The organism is Stenotrophomonas sp. Ste86, assembly GCF_024519465.1.
GTDB lineage: Bacteria > Pseudomonadota > Gammaproteobacteria > Xanthomonadales > Xanthomonadaceae > Stenotrophomonas.
This window is the reverse complement of record NZ_JALJRW010000011.1, coordinates 57,962-78,907: the sequence shown is the minus strand read 5'-3', so window position 1 is coordinate 78,907 and position 20,946 is coordinate 57,962. Positions and strand designations below refer to the sequence as shown.

Annotated in this window: 16 protein-coding genes; 11 read left to right on the top strand and 5 right to left on the bottom strand. The window is 67.4% G+C overall.

The annotated features are described in order from the left end of the window. Window positions 1–63: 63 nt before the first annotated feature. Both NR101_RS11675 and NR101_RS11670 read right to left on the bottom strand, forming a co-directional pair. On the bottom strand, window positions 64–1,674 hold the full coding sequence (locus tag NR101_RS11675; protein WP_256775251.1) for a carboxyl transferase domain-containing protein: 1,611 nt from the start codon (window positions 1,672–1,674) through the stop codon (window positions 64–66). Between the two features lie 9 nt (window positions 1,675–1,683). After that, window positions 1,684–2,847 carry an isovaleryl-CoA dehydrogenase gene (locus NR101_RS11670; RefSeq protein WP_256775250.1) on the bottom strand — a complete coding sequence of 388 codons (1,164 nt, stop codon included), beginning with the start codon at window positions 2,845–2,847 and terminating at the stop codon, window positions 1,684–1,686. 140 nt (window positions 2,848–2,987) lie between these two features. Between NR101_RS11670 and NR101_RS11665 the strand changes: the two genes are divergently transcribed. The 3 genes from NR101_RS11665 (at window position 2,988) to NR101_RS11655 (ending at window position 5,766) form a co-directional block, all read left to right on the top strand. Further along, window positions 2,988–3,593, top strand: a complete 606-nt coding sequence (locus tag NR101_RS11665) for a TetR/AcrR family transcriptional regulator (protein WP_256775249.1) — start codon at window positions 2,988–2,990, stop codon at window positions 3,591–3,593. 114 nt (window positions 3,594–3,707) lie between these two features. Further along, window positions 3,708–4,226 carry a c-type cytochrome gene (locus NR101_RS11660; protein WP_256775248.1) on the top strand — a complete coding sequence of 173 codons (519 nt, stop codon included), beginning with the start codon at window positions 3,708–3,710 and terminating at the stop codon, window positions 4,224–4,226. A 94-nt stretch (window positions 4,227–4,320) separates the two neighbouring features. Continuing rightward, on the top strand, window positions 4,321–5,766 hold the full coding sequence (locus tag NR101_RS11655) for an ExeM/NucH family extracellular endonuclease (protein WP_256775247.1): 1,446 nt from the start codon (window positions 4,321–4,323) through the stop codon (window positions 5,764–5,766). 537 nt (window positions 5,767–6,303) lie between these two features. Here NR101_RS11655 and NR101_RS11650 read toward each other — a convergent pair. Next, window positions 6,304–7,170: an EamA family transporter gene (locus tag NR101_RS11650; protein ID WP_256775246.1), complete on the bottom strand. Its 867-nt coding sequence runs from the start codon at window positions 7,168–7,170 to the stop codon at window positions 6,304–6,306. 56 nt (window positions 7,171–7,226) lie between these two features. Here NR101_RS11650 and NR101_RS11645 point away from each other — a divergent pair, with 56 nt between their 5' ends. Next, window positions 7,227–7,901, top strand: a complete 675-nt coding sequence (locus tag NR101_RS11645) for a CocE/NonD family hydrolase (RefSeq protein ID WP_256775245.1) — start codon at window positions 7,227–7,229, stop codon at window positions 7,899–7,901. Next, on the top strand, window positions 7,898–8,998 hold the full coding sequence (zapE, locus tag NR101_RS11640; RefSeq protein ID WP_256775244.1) for a cell division protein ZapE: 1,101 nt from the start codon (window positions 7,898–7,900) through the stop codon (window positions 8,996–8,998). Before NR101_RS11645 ends, zapE begins: the two co-directional genes overlap by 4 nt. A 12-nt stretch (window positions 8,999–9,010) precedes the next feature. Here the strand turns inward: zapE and NR101_RS11635 are convergent, their stop codons facing one another. Continuing rightward, the gene (locus NR101_RS11635) at window positions 9,011–9,832 is read right to left on the bottom strand and encodes a DUF2884 family protein (RefSeq protein ID WP_256775243.1); all 822 of its coding nucleotides are present in this window, start codon (window positions 9,830–9,832) and stop codon (window positions 9,011–9,013) included. 573 nt (window positions 9,833–10,405) lie between these two features. Between NR101_RS11635 and NR101_RS11630 the strand changes: the two genes are divergently transcribed. From NR101_RS11630 to NR101_RS11610, 5 genes are all read left to right on the top strand, one after another. After that, entirely contained in the window at window positions 10,406–12,817 is a 2,412-nt protein-coding gene (locus NR101_RS11630; RefSeq protein ID WP_256775242.1) for a ribonucleoside-diphosphate reductase subunit alpha, read from the top strand. 234 nt (window positions 12,818–13,051) lie between these two features. Then, complete coding sequence (locus NR101_RS11625) at window positions 13,052–14,071, top strand: ribonucleotide-diphosphate reductase subunit beta (RefSeq protein WP_256775241.1); 1,020 nt, start codon at window positions 13,052–13,054, stop codon at window positions 14,069–14,071. Between the two features lie 455 nt (window positions 14,072–14,526). Continuing rightward, window positions 14,527–14,940, top strand: a complete 414-nt coding sequence (locus NR101_RS11620; protein WP_256775240.1) for an acyl-CoA thioesterase — start codon at window positions 14,527–14,529, stop codon at window positions 14,938–14,940. Between the two features lie 40 nt (window positions 14,941–14,980). Continuing rightward, window positions 14,981–15,802, top strand: coding sequence for an NAD-dependent protein deacetylase (locus NR101_RS11615; protein WP_256775239.1), 822 nt, complete (start codon window positions 14,981–14,983; stop codon window positions 15,800–15,802). Window positions 15,803–15,923: 121 nt separating this feature from the next. Next, window positions 15,924–17,033 (top strand): NADH:flavin oxidoreductase/NADH oxidase, encoded by a 1,110-nt coding sequence (locus tag NR101_RS11610; protein WP_256775238.1) that lies wholly within the window; start codon window positions 15,924–15,926, stop codon window positions 17,031–17,033. Window positions 17,034–17,081: 48 nt separating this feature from the next. On the opposite strand, the gene NR101_RS11605 is transcribed toward NR101_RS11610, so the two are convergent. Further along, entirely contained in the window at window positions 17,082–18,014 is a 933-nt protein-coding gene (locus tag NR101_RS11605) for a LysR family transcriptional regulator (RefSeq protein ID WP_256775237.1), read from the bottom strand. 180 nt (window positions 18,015–18,194) lie between these two features. Between NR101_RS11605 and aceE the strand changes: the two genes are divergently transcribed. Next, window positions 18,195–20,867, top strand: a complete 2,673-nt coding sequence (aceE, locus tag NR101_RS11600; protein WP_256775236.1) for a pyruvate dehydrogenase (acetyl-transferring), homodimeric type — start codon at window positions 18,195–18,197, stop codon at window positions 20,865–20,867. Window positions 20,868–20,946: the final 79 nt, after the last annotated feature.

Genomic DNA, 20,946 nt, shown 5'->3' with positions numbered 1-20,946 from the left:
GAGGTCTCGTGGCGCGGGCCAATGGCGGAGCAGGGGGCGGCACCTCGCGGTGCCGCGCGTGCCTTACATGCGGAACACACCGAACGCGGTTTTCTGCGCCGGCGCGTTGAGGCTGGCCGACAAGGCCAGGCCCAGCACACGGCGCGTATCGGCCGGATCGATCACGCCGTCGTCCCACAACCGCGCGCTGGCGTAATACGGGTGGCCCTGCTGCTCGAACTGGTCGCGGATCGGGGATTTGAAGCCGTCCTCGTCCTCGGCCGACCACTGCCCGCCCTTGGCTTCGATGCCGTCGCGCTTGACCGTGGCCAGCACGCTGGCGGCCTGCTCGCCGCCCATCACGCCGATGCGCGCGTTCGGCCACATCCACAGGAAGTTGGGCGAGTAGGCGCGGCCGCACATGCCGTAGTTGCCGGCGCCGAACGAGCCGCCGATCACCACGGTGAACTTGGGCACCTTCGCGCAGGCCACCGCCATCACCAGCTTGGCGCCGTCCTTGGCGATGCCGCCGTGTTCGTACTTGCGGCCGACCATGAAGCCGGTGATGTTCTGCAGGAACACCAGCGGGATGCCGCGCTGGGTGCACAGTTCGATGAAGTGCGCGCCCTTCAGCGCGGACTCGGAGAACAGGATGCCGTTGTTGGCGATGATGCCCACCGGGTAGCCGTGCAGGTGCGCGAAGCCGGTGACCAGGGTGGCGCCGTAGCGCGGCTTGAATTCGTCGAAACGCGAGTCGTCGACGATGCGCATGATCACTTCGCGCACGTCGTAGGGCTTGCGGGTGTCGGCGGGAATCACGCCATACAGCTCACTGGCCGGATAGCGCGGTTCAACCGGGGCCTGCACGGCCAGGGCCGGCTCGGGCTTGCGCCAGTTGAGTTGGGCGATGATCGCGCGGACCCGGGCCAGCGCCTGCAGGTCGTTGTCGGCCATATGGTCGGCCACGCCGGAGATGCGCGTGTGCACATCGGCACCGCCGAGTTCTTCGGCAGTGACCACTTCGCCGGTCGCCGCCTTCACCAGCGGCGGACCGCCGAGGAAGATGGTGCCCTGTTCGCGCACGATGACCGTTTCATCGCTCATCGCCGGCACGTAGGCGCCACCGGCGGTGCAGCTGCCCATCACGCAGGCGATCTGCGGAATGCCCTGCGCTGACAGGTTGGCCTGGTTGTAGAAGATCCGACCGAAATGATCGCGGTCGGGGAAGACCTCGTCCTGCAGCGGCAGGAACGCACCGCCCGAATCGACCAGATAGATGCACGGCAGGCGGTTCTGCTCGGCCACTTCCTGCGCGCGCAGATGCTTCTTGACCGTCATCGGGTAGTAGGTGCCGCCCTTGACCGTGGCATCGTTGGCCACGATCACGCATTCCACGCCCGACACCCGGCCGATGCCGGCCACCACGCCGGCACTGGGGATCGGATCGCCGTACATGCCGTGCGCGGCCAGCGGCGCGATTTCCAGGAAGGCACTGCCCGGATCAAGCAGGGCATCGATGCGATCGCGCACCAGCAGCTTGCCGCGCGCGGTGTGCTTGGCGCGGGCGGCCTCGCTGCCACCCAGCGCGGTGCGCGCCAGGGTGCTGCGCAGGTCATCGACCACCGCCTGCAACGCAGCGCGGTTGGCGTCGAAAAGTTCGCTGCCCGGTTGCAGCTGGGTGCTCAAGACGGTCATGGCGTGCCCTTACTTGGTGCGCTGGAACAGTTCGCGGCCGATCAGCATGCGGCGGATCTCCGAGGTGCCCGCGCCGATTTCATACAGCTTGGCATCGCGCCACAAACGCCCGGTCGGGTAGTCGTTGATGTAGCCGTTGCCGCCCAGTACCTGGATGGCCTGGCCGGTCAGCCAGGTGGCCTTCTCGGCCGAGTACAGGATCGCACCGGCGGCGTCCTGGCGGGTGGTGCGGCCCTGGTCGCAGGCGCGCGCCACCGCATACACATAGGCGCGGCAGGCGTTGAGGCCCACGTACATGTCGGCCAGCTTGGCCTGCATCAACTGGAAGGTGCCGATGGCCTGGCCGAACTGCTTGCGCTCGTGCACGTAGGGCATCACCACGTCCATGGCCGCGGCCATCAGCCCCAGCGGGCCACCGGACAGCACCACGCGCTCGAAATCCAGGCCGGACATCAGCACGTTGACGCCGCCGCCGACCGCGCCCAGCACGTTCTCTTCCGGCACTTCGCAGTCCTCGAACACCAGCTCGCAGGTGTTGGAGCCACGCATGCCCAGCTTGTCCAGCTTCTGCGCGGTGGAGAAGCCCTTCATGCCCTTCTCCACCAGGAACGCGGTGATGCCCTTGGCACCGGCCTCCAGGTCGGTCTTGGCGTAGACCACCAGCACGTCCGCATCGGGGCCGTTGGTGATCCACATCTTGTTGCCGTTGAGCACGTAGTGGTCGCCACGCTTGTCGGCGCGCAGCTTCATCGACACCACGTCCGAGCCGGCGCCGGGTTCGCTCATCGCCAGCGCACCGACCTTCTCGCCGCTGCACAGGCCGGGCAGGAAGCGCTGCTTCTGGTCTTCGGTGCCATTCTTGCGCAGCTGGTTCACGCACAGGTTGGAGTGCGCGCCGTAGGACAGGCCGATGCTGCCGGAGGCGCGCGAAATTTCTTCCATCGCCACCACGTGGGCCAGGTAACCCATGCCGCTGCCGCCGTATGCTTCCTCCACGGTCAGCCCGAGCAGGCCCTGCTCGCCGAGCTTGCGCCACAGCGCATTGGGGAACAGGTTCTCTTCATCGGCCTGGGCCGCCAGCGGCGCGATTTCCACCGAGGCAAAATGGGCCACGCTCTGGCGCAGCAGGTCGATCTCTTCGCCGAGATCGAAATTCATGGTCGGGACGTGCATGGGGCGACTCCGCAACAGCTGGAAGGGACGCGCCGGTTGAGGTGGACGGCAAGGACCGTCCCGCGGGCGATTTGGCCCAGCGTAGCGGGGTTTGCAGAAGAAGTGAACACAAATTCAAAAATTGAACATAGAATCAACAAATGGCCTACAAACGCTCCGCACTGATGGAAGAACGCCTCGCCGGGGCCCGCGAACGGATCCTGCTGGCGACCCGTGCGCTGGTGGCCGCCGGCGGCTACCGCAACGCCCCGGTGACCGCCGTGGCGGCGGAGGCCGGGGTCTCCACCGGGTTGATTTACCGCCACTTCCCGTCCAAGGCCGAGCTGTTCGTGGAGGTGCTCACCGCCGCGGTCGAGCACGAACTGCGCATCTTTGAAGCCATTGCCGCCGAGCCATTGCCCGCCCCGGAGCGCCTGCGCCGGGCGATCACCGCCTTCGTCCGGCGGGCGCTGGCCGGCCCCGGCCTGGCCTACGCCTTCATCGCCGAGCCGGTCGATCCGGAGGTGGAAGCCGAGCGCATCCGCTGCCGCCGCTTGTTCGGTGAGGTGTTCCGGCGCATCGTCGCCGACGGCATCGAGGACGGCACCTTTCCGCCGCAGGACACCCACGTGGCGGCGGCCTGCATCGTCGGTGCCTTCACCGAAGCGCTGGTCGGTCCAACCGCGCCCAGCCGCGACGCGCACGGCGACGAACACGCGCTGGTGGAGTCGATCTGTGTTTTCTGCCTGCGGGCCGCGGGCGGCTGAGCCATGCCCATGCTGCATTGCGATAGAAAGCGGCAGCTTGCAGAGCCCCGCTGACGCTGGTCATACTCGACCGACAAGCCGTGGTCCAACGACTACCAGCCAGGGGTATAGAGAGTGCGGAATTACGACCTCGAGTTCCTGAAACGCTTTTCCATGGTCATCGCGCTGTTGATGGCCATCACGCTCGGCCTGATTCTGTTCGCTGCCTACCTGCACACCAGCATTCCCCCGGAAGTCTCCCCGTTGGCCGCCAAGCGCACTGAACAGCGCATTGCCCCGGCCGGCGCGGTCTATGCCGGCAGCACCGGCGCCGCCGCGCAGGCCTCGGCCAAGGCTGCGGCCCTGGCCAAGGCCGCCTCGCAGGTGGCCTACGGCGGTACCACCGACGGCAAGGTCATCTTCGACAACCTGTGCACCGCCTGCCATACCAATGGCGTGGGCAAGGCACCGACCCTGGACCACAGCCACTGGGATGCGCGCATCGCCCAGGGCAAGGACACGCTCTACAAGCACGCGGTGGAGGGCTACACCGGCCCGGACGGTGGCATCATGCCGCCCAAGGGCGGTAATCCGGCGCTGACCGAGGAGCAGATCCATGCCACGGTCGATTGGATGCTCGCCAACCTGAAATGACGGCTTTGCCGGATCAGGCCACCGACGCCGCCGAAGGGCGGCGTTTCACTTTATGTGGTTAGCCTTGTCGCACTTTCCTGGAGTCCTGCTTCCGATGCGCCGTACCCCCCTCGTGTTCGCCCTTGCGCTGGCGTTGTCCGGCGCGGTCCATGCCGCCCAGCCGCAGCCCGCCACCTCGCCGCAGGTGCGTCCGGCGCCGACCACGTCGGCCACGGTCACCCTGACCGCGCCGCCGACCGACTGGCGCACGCTGGATGGCCGGCAGGTGCGCATCGCCGCGCCGCTGACCCTGGCCGGCACCGATGGCCTGTCGCGCTTCGGTGAGCTGACCGTGGCCTTCGGTGGGCGTCTGTGGCAGCCGAGTGAAGTGGCCGCTCCCGGTACCGCGGGGCACGCGCAGGTGGTGGCCGACAACCTGCATCGCCGGCTGCTGCTGGACGATGGCAGCGATGCCCGTGATCCTGGCCCGGCCGCCTACCTGCCGGCGGCCGCGAACCTGCGCACCGGCATGGTCCTGCGCAATATCGAAGGCATCGTCCGCATCGATCCCAAGGGCAACATCCGTCTGCAGGTGACCCGCCCGCTGAACCTGCCGGCGCTGGAACGCCCGGCGGTGCCGGTGGTGGCGGGCGCCCTGCACGTGGCGGCGTTCAACCTGGAGAATTTCTTCAACGGTGATGGTCAGGGCGGCGGTTACCCGACCCTGCGCGGCGCCCGTACCCTAGCCGAGCATCAGGCGCAGAAAGCCAAACTGGTGGCGACCATCAACGCCCTCGGTGCCGATGTCGCCGCGCTGATGGAACTGGAGAACGATGGTTACGGTCCGCAGTCGGCGATCGCCCAGCTGGTCGATGCCCTCAACGCCGATCAAGGCGAAGGGGCCGACTGGCGTTTCATCGATGCCCGGCAGGGCCCGGGCGACAACCCGATCCGGGTCGGCATCCTCTATCGTGCTTCCCGCGTGACCCCGGTCGGGGCCCCCGCAGTGCTGGCGAAGGAGCCCTTCGGCGAGCGCAGCCGCGTGCCGCTGGCGCAGGCCTTCCGTGCGGGCAAGGGCGCGCCGTTCGTGGTCGTGGCCAATCACTTCAAATCCAAGGGCTGCTCGGACGCCACCGGCGCGGACGCTGACCAGAAGGACGGCCAGGCCTGCTGGAATGCCACCCGGGTCGCCTCGGCCACGCTGCTGGACCAGTGGCTGGCGACCGATCCCACCGGCGCGGGCACCCGCGATGCGGTGCTGCTGGGCGACTTCAACGCCTACGCGATGGAAGACCCGATCCGCACCCTGCACGCGGCCGGCTGGCGGGATGCGTTCGCCTTGGCCAAGGTTGAACGGCCTTACAGCTATGTCTACAACGGTATGACCGGCCGGTTGGACCACGCGCTGTTGAGCCCGGGCATGGCCAAGCGCCTGCGCGCCGCTGCGGAGTGGCACATCAACGCCGACGAGGCCGACGATGTCGGCTACCGCGACCGCAACGAAGCCGGCCCATGGCGCAGCTCGGACCATGATCCGCTGCTACTGGGGTTTGATCGCTGATCCTGCATCGTCACTTCATCGCCAGTAGTAGCGTTCGATCCGGAAGGTGGCGCGGCACCCGTTGTCGACCCAAAGGTCGCTGTGGTCCTGGCCCCAGTCGCGGCCGAACTCGCACGGCGAGCGCGAATCCCGGCTGATCAGGTGCACCGTGTCTTTTGCCGAAATCTGTACGTTGCAGCGTTGGAAACGGTGGTCACTACTGTGGCAGCTCACCACCTCTGAATCCGGTCGGTCGCCCCCAACGGGATACGCGGGGGGATAGGTCGGGTAATTGGATGGTGGCGGGTAGGCCGGTGCGGTGAAATCAGGGAATCCCCCCAGGCTCGCACAGCCGCCCAAGGCCAGGCATGCCAGTGATGTCAGGAGTCGCGCAGAGGATGGTCGTGTCACAGGAGGCTTCCTGGCCAGTGGAGACCCGCGAGTCTATGTAGTGGGGTCCACGATCTGGCAGGTGCGAATCTGATCTCCGTCGGCGTATCAATCGAAACATCGCGTCGCGACTGCGCGGTTTGTTGCGTCAATGAGGCTGGTCGCTGCCTACCACGTGCCCCACGCGATCAACCCGATCGCCACCACGGCCAGCGCCAGCCCGACCCGGTTCCACACGCTGGTGCGCTCGCCGAAGCCGAGCATGCCCACCAGCGCACCCAGCACCACCACGCCGATGTTCATGCCGGCAAACACCACCGCCGGGCTGTCCGGCAGGTGCTGGTGGGCGCGCACGTAGAACAGGATGTTGCCGAAGTTGAGCAGGCCGAGCAGGGCGCCACCAACCCCGTTGCGCCATTGCAGGCGGGCGATCCCGCGCAGGTGGCGCCATAGCTGAAGGGCCAGCATCAGCACGAAGGCCAGGCTGAAGCTGGCCAGCAGCGCCGCCATCGAGGGCGTGCCCGACAACGCCACCTTCTTGAGCAGGATGTCGACCAGGGCATAGCCCACCCACACTGCAAGCAGCCACGGCCAGGCCCGCCCGCTGGTGGGCTCGGCCGCACCGGCCCGCGGGCGCGCGCTGATACCCAGGATCGCCAACAGCCCCAACCCCAGCCCGGCCAGCTTCCAACCGTTGGCCGTCTCGCCGAACACCAGGAACGCGGCCAGCAGCGAAAGCAGCAGTGACAACCGCTGGGCCACATCGCTGCGCACGATCCCGGCGCGGTTCACCGCGCGGGCCATCATCAGGAAGATGGCCGGCAGCGCCACGGCCAGACAGAGCAGAGCGGCCCACGGCGCATGCGCGGTCTGCAGCGAGGCCAGCGAGGGTTGCAGCAGCACTGCGCTGAGCACGCTGGCGACCAGGTAATTCCAGGTCACCACCTGCGGCATGTCCAGCCGCCGGCGCGGCGCCAGCTTCAGCAGGACCGAGACCAGCACGCTGCAGAAAACGCTGAAAACCAGATAGTGCATGTACGGACCTGGCAGGGGCGGCGGTGAAGCACGCGGAGGGACGGTATTATGACGCCATGCACAATCCCCCATTTCCCCAAGAAAGCGGTGCGCTGACGCTGGACGGACCGGTCGGTCCGCTGGATGTCGTGGTCGATCTGCCCGAGGCCGATGTCGCCGTGCAGCCGGTGGTGGCGATCGTCTGCCACCCCCTGTCCACCGAGGGCGGCAGCATGCACAACAAGGTGGTGACCATGGCGGCGCGCGCGCTGCGCGACCTGGGCATCGCCACCGTGCGCTTCAACTTCCGCAGCGTCGGCGACTCGGCCGGCAGCTTCGACAATGGCGTGGGCGAGCAGGACGACCTCAAGGCCATCGCCGCCTGGGTGCGTGCGCAGCGGCCGGGCCAGGCGCTATGGCTGGCCGGTTTCAGCTTCGGGGCATACGTCTCGTTGCGCGCAGCGGGCGACCTGCAGCCGACCACGCTGATCTCGATCGCGCCGCCGGCCGGGCGCTGGGACTTCGAGGGCATGCAGCCGCCGGCCCAGTGGCTGGTGGTCCAGGGCGAGGAAGACGAGATCGTCGATCCGCAGGCGGTCTATGACTGGCTGGACGGTATGGATGCACCGCACGAACTGGTGCGCATGCCCGATACCAGCCACTTCTTCCACCGCAAGATCGTCGACCTGCGCGGCGCGCTCATCCATGGCGTCAAGCAGTGGCTGCCCGACGCGGCCCCCGACGCGGCATGAGCGACACCGTGATGACCCCGTCGCAGCGCTACGCCGATGGCGTGGCCCGGGGCGAATGGCAGAACGACCCGGCCCAGCACGCCGCCCTGGCCGAGCTGGATCGCATCCATCTCGCGCTGGTCGACAGCGCCCAGGACGGCTGGCTGGATCGCCTCTCCGCATTCTGGAAGAAGCCCGAGCCGGTCAAGGGCCTGTATTTCTGGGGCGGGGTGGGACGCGGCAAGACTTTCCTGGTCGATCTGTTCTACGACGGGCTGCCGATCGAACAGAAGTACCGCACCCATTTCCATCGCTTCATGCGCGGCATCCACGAGCGCCTGCGCGAGCACCAGGGACAGAGCGATCCGCTGGCGAAGATCGCCCAGGAATGGCGCAGCAAGCTGCGCGTGCTGGTGCTGGACGAGTTCTTCGTCACCGACATCGGCGATGCAATGCTGCTGGCGCGCCTGCTCGAGCGCATGTTCGCCGAGGGCGTGACCCTGGTGACCACCTCCAATACCGCCGTGGAAAACCTGTACCTCAACGGCCTGCAGCGCGACAGCTTCCTGCCCGCCATCGGCCTGCTGCAGACCTACTGCGTGGAGCTGTACGCCGAAGGTACCGAGGACTACCGGATGCGCGCGCTGACCCGCTCGCCGGTGTACCAGGCCCCACGCGATGCCGGCAGCGATGCCTGGCTGGACACGCGCTGGGCCGAGCTCAGCGGTGGCCAGCCCGCCAAGCCGGGCAACATCGAGATCGAAAGCCGCAAGATCCCGGTACGCGGGCGCGGCAAGAGCATCGTCTGGTTCGACTTCAAGGCGCTGTGCGAAGGTCCGCGCGGGCCGTCGGACTACATCGAGATCGCGCACGAGTTCAACACCGTGCTGCTGGGCGACATTCCGCATTTCGACACACTCAACGAAGATGCCGCGCGTCGTTTCGTCAACCTGATCGACGAACTCTACGACCGCCACGTCAACCTGGTCTGCACCGCCACCGACTCCCCGGTCGCGCTGTACTCGGGCACGCGCCTGCAGGGCGCCTTCGAGCGCACCGCCTCGCGCCTGATCGAAATGCAGAGCGCCGAGTACCTGGGCACGCCGCACCGGGCGTGACCGGGCGGCGGTTTACGGTTTCGGCAGCGCCAGGGCATCGCCGCGCGGCTGCTCATGGGCGATGACCGGGGCGGCGTCCTCGTCGCGGTCCATCACCATCATCGCCAGGGCCTTGCCCTGGTAGCGCACTTCCAGCGACTGCTGCAGCGCATCCAGCGCCAGCACCTGGCTGCACAGCGACTGGGCCTGCGCCTCCAGCGCCTGGCCGCGGGCCTCCATCCGGCGGTCCAGGTCGGCCTCCATCTTCTCGGCGCGGGCTTCGATGCGGTCCGCGCCGCCGGTCAGCGTCGACCACATCACCCCGCGGGCCAGCGCGCCGGACATCGATTCGGCGGCGTGTTCGATGCGGGCCTCGAACTGTTCGCCGAACAGGTCCTGCTCCCAGATGCCACGGCCCAGCGTACGGCCGACGTAGTCGTGGGCATCCTTGCGCAAGGTTTCCACCTGGCGCGCCTTGCCGCGGCTGCCGGTCATGATCTCCACCGTGGCCCCCAATGCATCAAAGGCGATGTCCACCGACTCGCCGGCCACCCCGGCCACGGCCGGGACCAGCTGCCGGGTGCCCCACTCGAGCTGGCGCAGGCGCTGGGCATCGGCGGCACTGACCGGGATCGGCTGGCGGTCGATATTGAGTTCGCCGTCGTGGAAGAAGATCTCCGCCGGGACCTGGTCGCGGTTGCGCAGCCAGATCCCGCCACTGTCCACCAGTACGTTGTAGGGCGTGCCGACCCCGCACTGGCGCGAGGACAGCGCCGGCGGCGTGTTCTCTCCGGCCATCGCGGTGGCGGCCACGGCCAGGCTCAACAACAGACATCCGGTCACGGGCAGGCGCATGGGCATCGGGCAGGAAAGGGGCAGGGCGAGCGTGGCACCGGGCTGGACCGCCTGCGCGGGTCGGAAGTCACCCTGACCGCCGTCTGTTCGTTAGCGCCGCGTGATGCCGTCGTTCTGTTTTCGGCCTGCCTGTTTCTCACCGGACGTGGCTGTTCCGGCCTTGACTGCGCACTCGGTTTCGACAGGTCCAGACCGTTCGTCGGCGCGTCCCAAATGCGAATCCTTGCGCCCCAAGGGATTGGCCAATTTCACTACATTTGGCGTTGACGACACCTGGTACCCCCACTATCTTGTGGCCGTCGGTACCGGCGACCACAAGTCGACGGGTAGTTCGCCTTCACGCCGATGGCCTGAAGACCTACTGACAACCGCACGTAAGTACAGCGTGCGGTGCCGGTCGCACCACTCCCGGGGGAGGGGACCTGTAACGCAAGGAAACCGCCACGCAGGCCTGCCTGCGCAGTCGCGGCCCTTGCGACGCCACAGGTCCACTCTGGGAGTCCGTGCACCGGTCCGGCGCCTGCCACGCAGGTGACGCTGTACGACCCCAAATCACGCCAAGAGGAAAACGCCGTGAGCACCGAAACCAGCGCAGCCACCGAGCAGGAAAGCGAGTTCCTTCTGACCTCGCCGCCCACGGCCAACGCCATGAGCGTCACCAAGCGCAACGGCACTACCGAACTGGTGGACCTGAACAAGATCGTGCGTGCGGTGCAGCGCTGCTGCGAGGGCCTGCATGCCGTGGACCCGATGCGCGTGGCCACCCGCACCATCTCCGGCCTGTACAACGGCGCCACCACCCAGGAGCTGGACGAGCTGTCCATCCGCACCGCCGCCCTGCTGATCGGTGAAGAGCCCGAGTACGGCCGCCTGGCTGCGCGCCTGCTGGCCAACTTCATCGCCAAGGAAGTGTCCGGCCAGGAAATCCACGCGTTCTCCCAGTCGGTCGGTCGTGGCCACGAAGTGGGCCTGATCAACGCGCGCCTGCTGGACTTCGTGCAGATCAACGCCCGCAAGCTCAACGACGCCATCGATCCGTCGCTGGACCTGCATTTCGATTACTTCGGCCTGCGTACCCTGTACGACCGCTACCTGCTGCGCCATCCGCATACCCGCAAGGTGATCGAGACCCCGCAGCAGTTCTTCCTGCGCATCGCCAGCGCGCTGAGTGAAGACGTGCCGGAAACCCTGGCGCTGTACAAGCGCATGGGCAACCTGGACTACCTGCCGTCCAGCCCGACCCTGTTCAACTCCGGCACCACGCATGAGCAGCTGTCCTCGTGCTTCCTGCTGGACTCGCCGCAGGATTCGCTGGAGTCGATCTACGCCAAGTACGGCGACATCGCCCAGCTGTCCAAGTTCAGCGGCGGTATCGGCGTCAGCTACAGCCGCGTGCGTTCGCGTGGCTCGCTGATCAAGTCGACCAACGGCCATTCCAACGGCATCGTGCCGTGGCTGAAGACCATGGACTCGTCCGTGGCCGCGGTGAACCAGGGCGGCAAGCGCAAGGGCGCGGCCTGTGTGTACCTGGAAACCTGGCACGCCGACATCGAGGACTTCCTCGAACTGCGTGACAACACCGGCGACGAATCGCGCCGTGCGCACAACCTGAACCTGGCCAACTGGATCCCCGACCTGTTCATGCAGCGGGTGGAGAGCGACCAGGAATGGTCGCTGTTCGATCCCAGCGTGGTGCCCGAGTTCACCGACCTGTTCGGCGAAGCCTTCGAGCAGGCCTACCTGCAGGCCGAAGCCCAGGGCAAGGCCCAGCGCACCATCTCCGCGCGCAAGCTGTACTCGCGGATGATGCGTACCCTGGCCGAGACCGGCAACGGCTGGATGACCTTCAAGGACAAGTGCAACCGCGCCAGCAACCAGACCCTGCGTCCGGGCAACGTCATCCACCTGTCCAACCTGTGCACCGAAATCCTGGAGATCACCTCGGCCGAAGAGACCGCGGTGTGCAACCTGGGCTCGATCAACCTGGGCAACCATTTCGATGCCCACGGCGAGTTCGATTTCGACAAGCTGGCCGACACCGTGCGCCTGGCCGTGCGCCAGCTCGACCGCGTCATCGACCTGAACTTCTACCCGATCGAAACCGCCCGCCGCGGCAACCTGCGCTGGCGTCCGGTCGGCCTGGGCTGCATGGGCCTGCAGGACGTGTTCTTCCGCAAGCGCCTGGCCTTCGACAGTGCCGAAGCCCGCGCGCTGTCGAAGAAGATCGCCGAAGCGATCTACTTCCACGCCCTGGAAACCTCGTGCGAACTGGCCCAGGAGCGCGGCAAGCACCCGTCCTTCGCCGACACCCGTGCGGCCAGCGGGGAGCTGCAGTTCGACGCCTGGAACGTGGTGCCCGAAGACACCGCGCGCTGGGATGCCCTGCGTGAGCGCATCAAGGAACATGGCCTGCGCAACTCGCTGCTGATCGCCATCGCCCCGACCGCGACCATCGCCTCGATCGCCGGTTGCTACGAGTGCGTCGAGCCGCAGGTGTCCAACCTGTTCAAGCGCGAAACCCTGTCCGGCGACTTCCTGCAGGTCAACCGCTACCTGGTGACCGAGCTGAAGAAGCTGGGCCACTGGACGCCGGAAATGCGCGACGCGATCAAGATGGCCGAAGGGTCGATCCAGGGCATCGCCCAGATCCCGGAAACCCTGCGCCACATCTACCGCACCGCCTGGGAACTGCCGATGCGGTCGCTGATCGACATGGCCGCCGACCGCGGCGCGTTCATCGACCAGTCCGCCTCGCTCAACCTGTTCATGGAAAGCCCGAACATCGGCGCGATGTCTTCCATGTACATGTACGCCTGGAAGCAGGGCATCAAGACCACCTACTACCTGCGCTCGCGCCCGGCCACCAAGATCGCCAAGACCACGATCAGCCAGGGCTCGCATGCCGCACCGGAGAAGGTGTTCACCCCGGACGAAGCCGTAGCCTGCTCGCTGGAAAACCCGGAAAGCTGCGAGGCGTGCCAATAAAAGGCGTGCCGGCCCACTGGGCCGGCAACCTTGGGTAGGTACCCACCGTTGGTGGGTACGAAAAAATGATCGACACCGCCGGGCCCGGCCCGGCTGCTTCACCGCTCCACCCCAAACACGCTGACACCGCCGGGCGTTGCCTCTGCCCGCGGTGCCGGAAGCCCGTCGCGCACACGCGCGGGTCTTTCGACGCTTCCCCGATCGGGACGCCGCCACTGAACCAAGGAAATCCCCATGGCAGACAAGCCAAACCAGATGTTGCTCGATCCAGGTTTTGAACTGACCCTGCGCCCGATGCGCTACCCGCAGTTCTATGACATGTATCGCAATGCGATCAAGAACACCTGGACGGTCGAGGAAATCAACTTCCAGATCGACATCAGCGACCTGCACAGCAAGATGTCGCCGGGCGAGCGCCACCTGATCCACCGCCTGGTCGCGTTCTTCGCCACCGGCGATTCGATTGTGTCCAACAACCTGGTGCTGAACCTGTACCAGCACTTGAACGCGCCCGAAGCGCGCATGTACCTGTCGCGCCAGCTGTACGAAGAAGCGCTGCACGTGCAGTTCTACCTGACCCTGCTCGACAACTACCTGCCGGACCCGGACGAGCGCGTCAAGGCGTTCGCGGCGGTGGAGAACATCGACTCGATCAAGAAGAAGGCCGACTTCTGCTTCAAGTGGATCGACTCGATCCAAGACCTCAAGCGCATCGAAACCCGCGACGAGCGCCGCCAGTTCCTGCTCAACCAGATCTGCTTTGCCGCCTGCATCGAAGGCCTGTTCTTCTTTGCCGCCTTCGCTTACGTGTACTACTTCCGTTCGCGCGGCCTGCTCAACGGCCTGGCCTCGGGCACCAACTGGGTGTTCCGCGACGAGAGCGCGCACATGGAGTTCGCCTTCGAGTGCGTGGACGTGATCCGCGAGGAAGAGCCGGACCTGTTCGACGATGCGATGAAGCAGCAGGTGTATGACATGCTGGCCGAGGCGATCGAATGCGAAGTGCAGTTCGCCGAGGACGTGCTGTCCGGCGGCGTGGCCGGCATTTCCACCCGCGACATGCGCCAGTACCTGCAGCATTGCGCCGACAACCATTTCCACCGCCTGGGCATGGAGCGCAAGTACAACGTGCGCAACCCGCTGAGCTTCATGGAGCTGCAGGACGTGCAGGAGCTGACCAACTTCTTCGAACGCCGCTCCTCGGCCTACCAGGTGGGTGTGAAGGGCGAAGTCTCGTTCGACATGTCGTTCTGATTCCAGCGCCACACGCGTCAACGAAAAACCCCGGCCACGCGCCGGGGTTTTTCGTTTCCGAGCGGCGGCGGTAAAGCCACCCCATGGGTGGCTGCGCGCGGTGCTGGATTACGAGGCAGCCACCCATGGGGTGGCTCTACCCGGACGCAGCCCCCGGTAGAGCCGAGCCACGCTCGGCTGCTCTTCTCCCCGTCCCCCAGATCCGTGCCCACCCAGCCAACCCGCTCTCGCATCCGCGCGCAGGCAAACCGTCCAGAGAAGGTTGGGCCCCCGTTGCAGGACCGTCATGCGCCATGGATGGCGCATGCGAGCCTACAGGACGTACTTGCGGCGTGTCCTGCAACGGGGGCCCAGCCTTCTCCACGCGATGGCAGACAAAACGCCAACAACCCGACACACCCACCCCACCCCCTGCCGTATCATCCGCGCCGACTCCCCTCACACCGGCCACCCCCATGTCCTCCACCCCCGACCCCATCCCGCCCACTGAAATCAGCATGGCCGAGATCGTCTTCCCCAACCACACCAACCACCTCGGCACCCTGTTCGGTGGCCAGGCGCTGGCCTGGATGGACAAGGCCGCCTTCCTCGCCGCTGCCCGCTACTCGCGCCGCACCGTGGTCACCGCGCGCTCGGACCAGGTCGACTTCAAGCTGCCCATCCGCATCGGCCAGATGGTCGAGACCATCGGCCGCATCGCCGAGGTCGGCCGCAGCTCGATGAAGGTGGAAGTGGAGCTGATCGCCGAAGACCTCCACACCGGCGAGCGCAAGCTCTGCACCCGCGGCCATTTCGTCATGATCGCCCTGGATGCCGACGGCCATCCCACCGCCGTGCCGCCGCTGCCCGACGCCATCCCCGGCCCGTAAGCGGATTGGGTTCGCCGCCGCACGCCCCCACCTGATCAGCATGTCCAGCCCGCTCGCCGACTTCATCGACCGTGCCCAACGCCTGTTCGTCCTCACCGGCGCCGGCTGCAGCACCGATTCGGGTATCCCCGATTACCGCGATGCCGATGGCCAGTGGAAGCGCACCCCGCCGGTGACCTACCAGGCCTTCATGGGCGAGCTGGCCACCCGCCAGCGCTACTGGGCGCGCAGCCTGCTGGGTTGGCCGCGCTTCGGCCAGGCACACCCCAACGGCACCCATGCCGCCCTGGCCGCACTCGAAGCGCGCGGCCAGCTCGAGGTGCTGCTCACCCAGAACGTCGACCGCCTGCACCAGTGCGCCGGCAGCCAGGCGGTCATCGACCTGCACGGCAGGCTGGACCAGGTGCGCTGCATGGGCTGCGAGGCGCGCACCCCGCGCGATGCGTTCCAGCAACGCCTGCTCGACCACAACCCTGGCTGGGACCGGCTCGACGCCGCCCAGGCCCCCGATGGCGATGCCGATCTGGAGGGCGTGGATTTCAGCGCTTTCCAGGTCCCGGCCTGCCCGCAGTGCGGCGGCCTCCTCAAGCCGGATGTGGTCTTTTTCGGCGAAAGCGTGCCCCGCGAGCGCGTCGCCGCCGTCCACGCCCACCTGGCCCAGGCCGATGCCGTGCTGGTGGTTGGCTCCTCGCTGATGGTCTATTCCGGCTTCCGTTTCGTCCAGGCGGCCGCGACGGCCGGCCTGCCGGTGGCCGCGCTCAACCTGGGCCGCACCCGCGCCGATGCGCTGCTCAGCCTCAAGATCGAGCAGCCCTGTGCCCCGGCCCTGGCCTTCCTGCTGCCGTCGGCGGCCAACGCCTGAGGGCCGACGGTGCCGCCCCACGTGTGCCACCGCGAAACTGTGATCCATCGACACGGTTGCCTCGCAGGCCCAGCAGGAGTGCAATAGCGTCCGGTTTTCCGCATTCGCCAGAGTCCCCCACTTGAGCCAGCTTTTCTCCCCCGTGTCCTTTGGCCCGCTGTCGCTGGCCAACCGCATCGTCATCGCGCCGATGTGCCAGTACTCCTCCACCGATGGTCTGGCCAACGACTGGCACCAGATCCACCTGGGCCAGCTGTCCCAGTCCGGCGCCGGCCTGCTGATCCTGGAGGCTACCGCCGTGCTGCCCGAAGGCCGCATCAGCTGGGCCGACCTGGGCCTGTGGAACGATGCAACCGAAGCCGCGCTCAAGCACGTGATCGACGCGGTGAAGCGCTGGTCGCCGATGCCCATCGGCGTGCAGCTGGCCCATGCCGGTCGCAAGGCGTCCTCGGCGCGACCGTGGGAAGGCGGCGGCGCGCTGCCGGCCTCCGACCCGCGCGCCTGGACCACCTACGCGCCCTCGGCCATTCCCTTCAGCCCCACCGATCCGGCCCCGCAGGCGCTGGACAGTGCCGGCATCGATGCGGTGGTGGAGGCGTTCGTGGTCGCCGCACAGCGCGCCGAACGCATCGGCTTGGACCTGATCGAACTGCATGCCGCGCACGGGTACCTGCTGCACCAGTTCCTGTCGCCGCTGAGCAACAAGCGCGAGGACGAATACGGCGGCTCGCTGCAGAACCGCATGCGCCTGCTGGTGCGCGTGTTCGATGCCGTGCGCGAGGCCGTGTCCGACCGCATCGCGGTGGGCGTGCGCATCTCGGCCAGCGATTGGGTCGCCGGCGGCTGGGATATCGAGCAGACCACCACGCTGGCGCATGTGCTGGACGGGCGCGGCTGCCAGTTCCTGCATGTCTCCAGCGGCGGCAATGATCCGCGCCAGCAGATTCCGTTGTCGCCGGGCTACCAGGTGCCGTTCGCTGAAGCGATCAAGGCGCAGAAGCTGCGCATGCCGGTGATCGCCGTCGGCCTGATCACCGATCCGGCCCAGGCCGAGTCGATTCTGCGCCACAGCCACGCCGACGCCATCGCGCTGGCCCGCGGCATCCTCTACGACCCGCGCTGGCCGTGGCATGCCGCCGCCGCACTCGGCGATTCGCTGGAACCGGCGCCGCAGTACCTGCGCTGTGAGCCGCGTGAAGCACGCGGCGTGTTCATCGCACCGCCGCGCTGATGCATCCGGCAGGCGGTGGCCACGTGCCACCGCCTGCACACGCCGGCGTCAGCCGCCGTCGACCCGCCATTCGGCCGGCAGCCCGTCCACGATGTGCTGCATCAAGGCACGCACCTTCGGGGTGAGATCGCGCCGATCGCTGACGCACAGGAACAGCCGCATCGGCTCGGGCAGCGCCTGTGCATCGCCGGCCTCGTTGCCTTCGAACAACGCCTGCAATTCACCCCGCGCCAGATACGGCGCGGCGACAAATGCCGCCAGCCGGGTGATGCCGCCGCCGGCCAGCGCCATCGCGGCCAACGCATCGATATCGTCGCTGACCAGGGCCGGGCTCACCTCCGCATCGAAACGCAGGCCATCGCGCACGAAGCCCCAGCGCAGGTGGCGGCCATCCTTGGGATGCCGGAACAACAGGCAGCGGTGCTCGCGCAGGGCTTCGGGCGTGCGCGGTACGCCGGTGCGCGCCAGGTAGAAAGGCGCCGCACAGAACACGAACGGCACCTGCGCGATCGGGCGCGCCACCAGGCCTTCCTCCAGCTGCGGCTCGATGCGGATGCTCACATCCACGTCTTCGCGCGCGTGGTCCACCGCCCGGTCGGCCAGCAGCAGCTCGATCGCCAGCCGCGGGTAGCGCGCCTTCAGCGACGGCAGCAGCGGGGCCAGCTTGTGGCGTCCAAAGGAGGTGCTGCAGGCGATGCGCAGGCGGCCTTCGGGGGTGGCGTCCAGGTCGGTCACCGCCGCCTGCGCGCGTTGCAGGTCACGCTCGATGTAGCGCACCTGCGCCAGGTACAGCGCGCCGCGCTCGGTCAACGCCAGCTGGCGGGTGGTGCGGTTGAACAGGCGCACGCCCAGGTGCGCCTCGAGCCGCGCGATGTTCTGCCCCACCGCCGCGGCGCTGATGCCCAGGGTACGGGCCGCCGCGGCCAGGCTGCCGGCATCGGCGGTACGGATGAAGCTGCGGATTGACTGGAGAATATTCATGCTGACCGCCATTCTCGCCTGTGATTGCAAAGTTTGTCTTTATAAAGAGCCAAGAGCGCCGCATCTACCGGCCGCCCGGACCGGCTCCTATGGTGGTGCTCCCCGCCACTCCGCGCGGCGGCCTCCCTCCCCGGTGAGTGCACGCCGGCCAGGAGTGGCTGCCTTTGCCGGAGATGGACCATGGACCCAGCGCTCGCCCCCCTCGATAGCGACCCCCAGGAAACCCAGGAATGGCGTGAAGCGCTGCAGGCGGTCACCGACGTGGCCGGGCGCCCGCGCGCGCACTACCTGATCGACCAGCTCAGCGACCTGGACGTGGCCCGCCATGGCGACCTGCATGCCCGGGCCTGGACGGCCTACGTCAACAGCATCCCGGTCGAGCGCCAGCCGGCCTATCCGGGCGACCTGGCGATCGAGCGTCGGCTCAACGCGATGATCCGCTGGAACGCGATGGTGATGGTGCTGCGCGCCGGCAAGCACTCCAACGTCGGCGGGCATATCGCCACCTACCAGTCGGCCGCGGTGTTGTACGACGTCGGCTTCGATCATTTCTTCCGCGGCCGCACCGATACCTTCGACGGCGACATGATCTACATCCAGGGCCACTCCGCCCCGGGCATCTACGGCCGCGCCTTCGTCGAGGGCCGCATCGATCCGGCGCGCATGGACAACTTCCGCCGCGAGTCCGATCGCGATGGCCTGTCCTCCTATCCGCACCCGCGGCTGATGCCCGAGTTCTGGCAGTTCCCCACCGTGTCGATGGGCCTGGGCCCGCTCACCGCGGCCTACCAGGCACGCTACATGCGCTACCTGGAATATCGCGGCCTGAAGGAGCACCAGGGCCGCAAGGTCTGGGCGTTCCTCGGCGATGGCGAAATGGACCAGCCCGAATCGCTGGCCGCCATCTCGGTGGCCGGGCGCGAGCGCCTGGACAACCTGGTGTTCGTGGTCAACTGCAACCTGCAGCGCCTGGACGGCCCGGTGCGCGGCAACGCCAAGGTCATCCAGGAACTGGAAGGCACCTTCCGCGCCGCCGGCTGGAACGTCATCAAGGTGATCTGGGGCGGCGGCTGGGACGCGCTGCTGGCCAGGGACAGCACCGGCCTGCTGCGCCAGCGCATGATGGAATGCGTGGATGGCGACTACCAGACCTTCAAGTCGCAGAGCGGCGCCTACGTGCGCGAGCATTTCTTCGGCAAGTATCCGGCGTTGCTCGACCTGGTCGCGGACATGAGCGATGACGACATCTGGGCGCTCGCCCGTGGCGGTCACGATCCGCAGAAGGTGTATGCCGCCTATGCCCAGGCCGTGGCCGGCAACGGCCGCCCGAGCGTGATCCTGGCCAAGACGGTCAAGGGCTTCGGCATGGGCGAGGCCGGCGAAGGGCAGAACATCAACCACCAGCTCAAGAAGATGAGCCTGGACGCAGTGCGCGCCTTCCGCGACCGCTTCGACCTGCCGGTCAGCGACGACCAGCTCGAAGACATGCCGTACCTGCGCCCGGTACCGGGCAGCGTGGAGGAACGCTACTTCGCCCAGCGCCGCCAGGCCCAGGGCGGCCAGTTGCCCGCGCGCCTGACCCACGTCGATCCGCTGCCGGTGCCGGCGCTGTCGGCCTTTGCCACCCAGCTGCAGGGCAGCGGTGAGCGCGGCCAGTCCACCACCATGGGCTTCGTGCGCATCCTGGGCACCCTGCTCAAGGACCCGGCACTGGGCAAGCTGATCATCCCGATCGTGCCCGATGAATCGCGCACCTTCGGCATGGAAGGCCTGTTCCGCCAGATCGGCATCCACTCCTACCTGGGCCAGCTCTACACGCCGCAGGACGCCGGCCAGCTCAGCTATTACAAGGAAGCAAAGGACGGGCAGATCCTGCAGGAAGGCATCAACGAATCCGGCGCGATCTGCTCCTGGATCGCCGCCGGCACCGCCTACAGCAACCATGGCCTGGCGACGATTCCGTTCTACATCTTCTACTCGATGTTCGGCCTGCAACGCGTGGGTGACCTGGCCTGGGCTGCCGCCGACGCCCGCACCCGCGGGTTCCTGCTGGGTGCCACCTCCGGGCGCACCACGCTGATGGGCGAGGGCCTGCAGCACGACGACGGCCACAGCCACGTGCTGTCCTCGGTGATTCCCAGCTGCGTGTCGTTTGATCCCACCTACAACTTCGAGCTGGCGGTGATCATCCAGGACGGCCTGCGCCGCATGTACGTGGACCAGGAAGACATCTACTACTACATCACCGTGCTCAACGAGAACTACCCGCACCCGGCCATGCCCGACGGTGCCGAGGAAGGCATCCTCAAGGGCATGTACCTGCTGCATCCGGCCACCGCCGACAGCGATCCGGCGCTGCGCGTGCAGCTGATGGGCAGCGGCGCGATCCTGCGCGAGGTGGAAGCGGCCGCCGTGCTGCTGCAGCAGGATTTCGGCATTGCCAGCGACGTCTGGAGCGCCACCAGCCTGACCGAACTGCGCCGCGACGGCCTGGCCATCGAGCGCTGGAACCTGCTGCGCCCGCTGCAGGAACCGCGCGTACCGTACGTGCAGCAGTGCCTGGCCGCGCACGCCGGTCCGCTGGTGGTGGCCACCGACTACATGAAGATCGTCGCCGACCAGATCCGCCCGTTCGTCGACGGCCGCCGCTTCACCGCGCTGGGCACCGACGGCTTCGGCCGCTCGGACACGCGCGAGGCACTGCGTACATTCTTCGAGGTGGACCGGCACTTCATCGCGCTGGCCGCGCTGAAGGCACTGGCCGATGACGGGCGGATCGCGCGCGGGCAGCTGCAGGTGGCGATCGAGAAATACGGGATCGATGTGGAGAAGGTGGACCCGGCGGCGGTGTAGGCAGACCAATGCATTCACGCCATCGATAGCGCGACCCAAGTCTCTTCGGCACGACAGGGACACTGGCATGCTGGATGCC

Bases quoted from the DNA above. Each gene is read 5' to 3' on its own strand.
- NR101_RS11675 (WP_256775251.1), bottom strand. From the start codon at position 1,674: ATGACCGTCTTGAGCACCCAGCTGCAACCGGGCAGCGAACTTTTCGAC.
- NR101_RS11670 (WP_256775250.1), bottom strand. From the start codon at position 2,847: ATGCACGTCCCGACCATGAATTTCGATCTCGGCGAAGAGATCGACCTG.
- NR101_RS11665 (WP_256775249.1), top strand. From the start codon at position 2,988: ATGGCCTACAAACGCTCCGCACTGATGGAAGAACGCCTCGCCGGGGCC.
- NR101_RS11655 (WP_256775247.1), top strand. From the start codon at position 4,321: ATGCGCCGTACCCCCCTCGTGTTCGCCCTTGCGCTGGCGTTGTCCGGC.
- NR101_RS11650 (WP_256775246.1), bottom strand. From the start codon at position 7,170: ATGCACTATCTGGTTTTCAGCGTTTTCTGCAGCGTGCTGGTCTCGGTC.
- NR101_RS11645 (WP_256775245.1), top strand. From the start codon at position 7,227: ATGCACAATCCCCCATTTCCCCAAGAAAGCGGTGCGCTGACGCTGGAC.
- zapE (WP_256775244.1), top strand. From the start codon at position 7,898: ATGAGCGACACCGTGATGACCCCGTCGCAGCGCTACGCCGATGGCGTG.
- NR101_RS11635 (WP_256775243.1), bottom strand. From the start codon at position 9,832: ATGCGCCTGCCCGTGACCGGATGTCTGTTGTTGAGCCTGGCCGTGGCC.
- NR101_RS11625 (WP_256775241.1), top strand. From the start codon at position 13,052: ATGGCAGACAAGCCAAACCAGATGTTGCTCGATCCAGGTTTTGAACTG.
- NR101_RS11620 (WP_256775240.1), top strand. From the start codon at position 14,527: ATGTCCTCCACCCCCGACCCCATCCCGCCCACTGAAATCAGCATGGCC.
- NR101_RS11615 (WP_256775239.1), top strand. From the start codon at position 14,981: ATGTCCAGCCCGCTCGCCGACTTCATCGACCGTGCCCAACGCCTGTTC.
- NR101_RS11605 (WP_256775237.1), bottom strand. From the start codon at position 18,014: ATGAATATTCTCCAGTCAATCCGCAGCTTCATCCGTACCGCCGATGCC.
- aceE (WP_256775236.1), top strand. From the start codon at position 18,195: ATGGACCCAGCGCTCGCCCCCCTCGATAGCGACCCCCAGGAAACCCAG.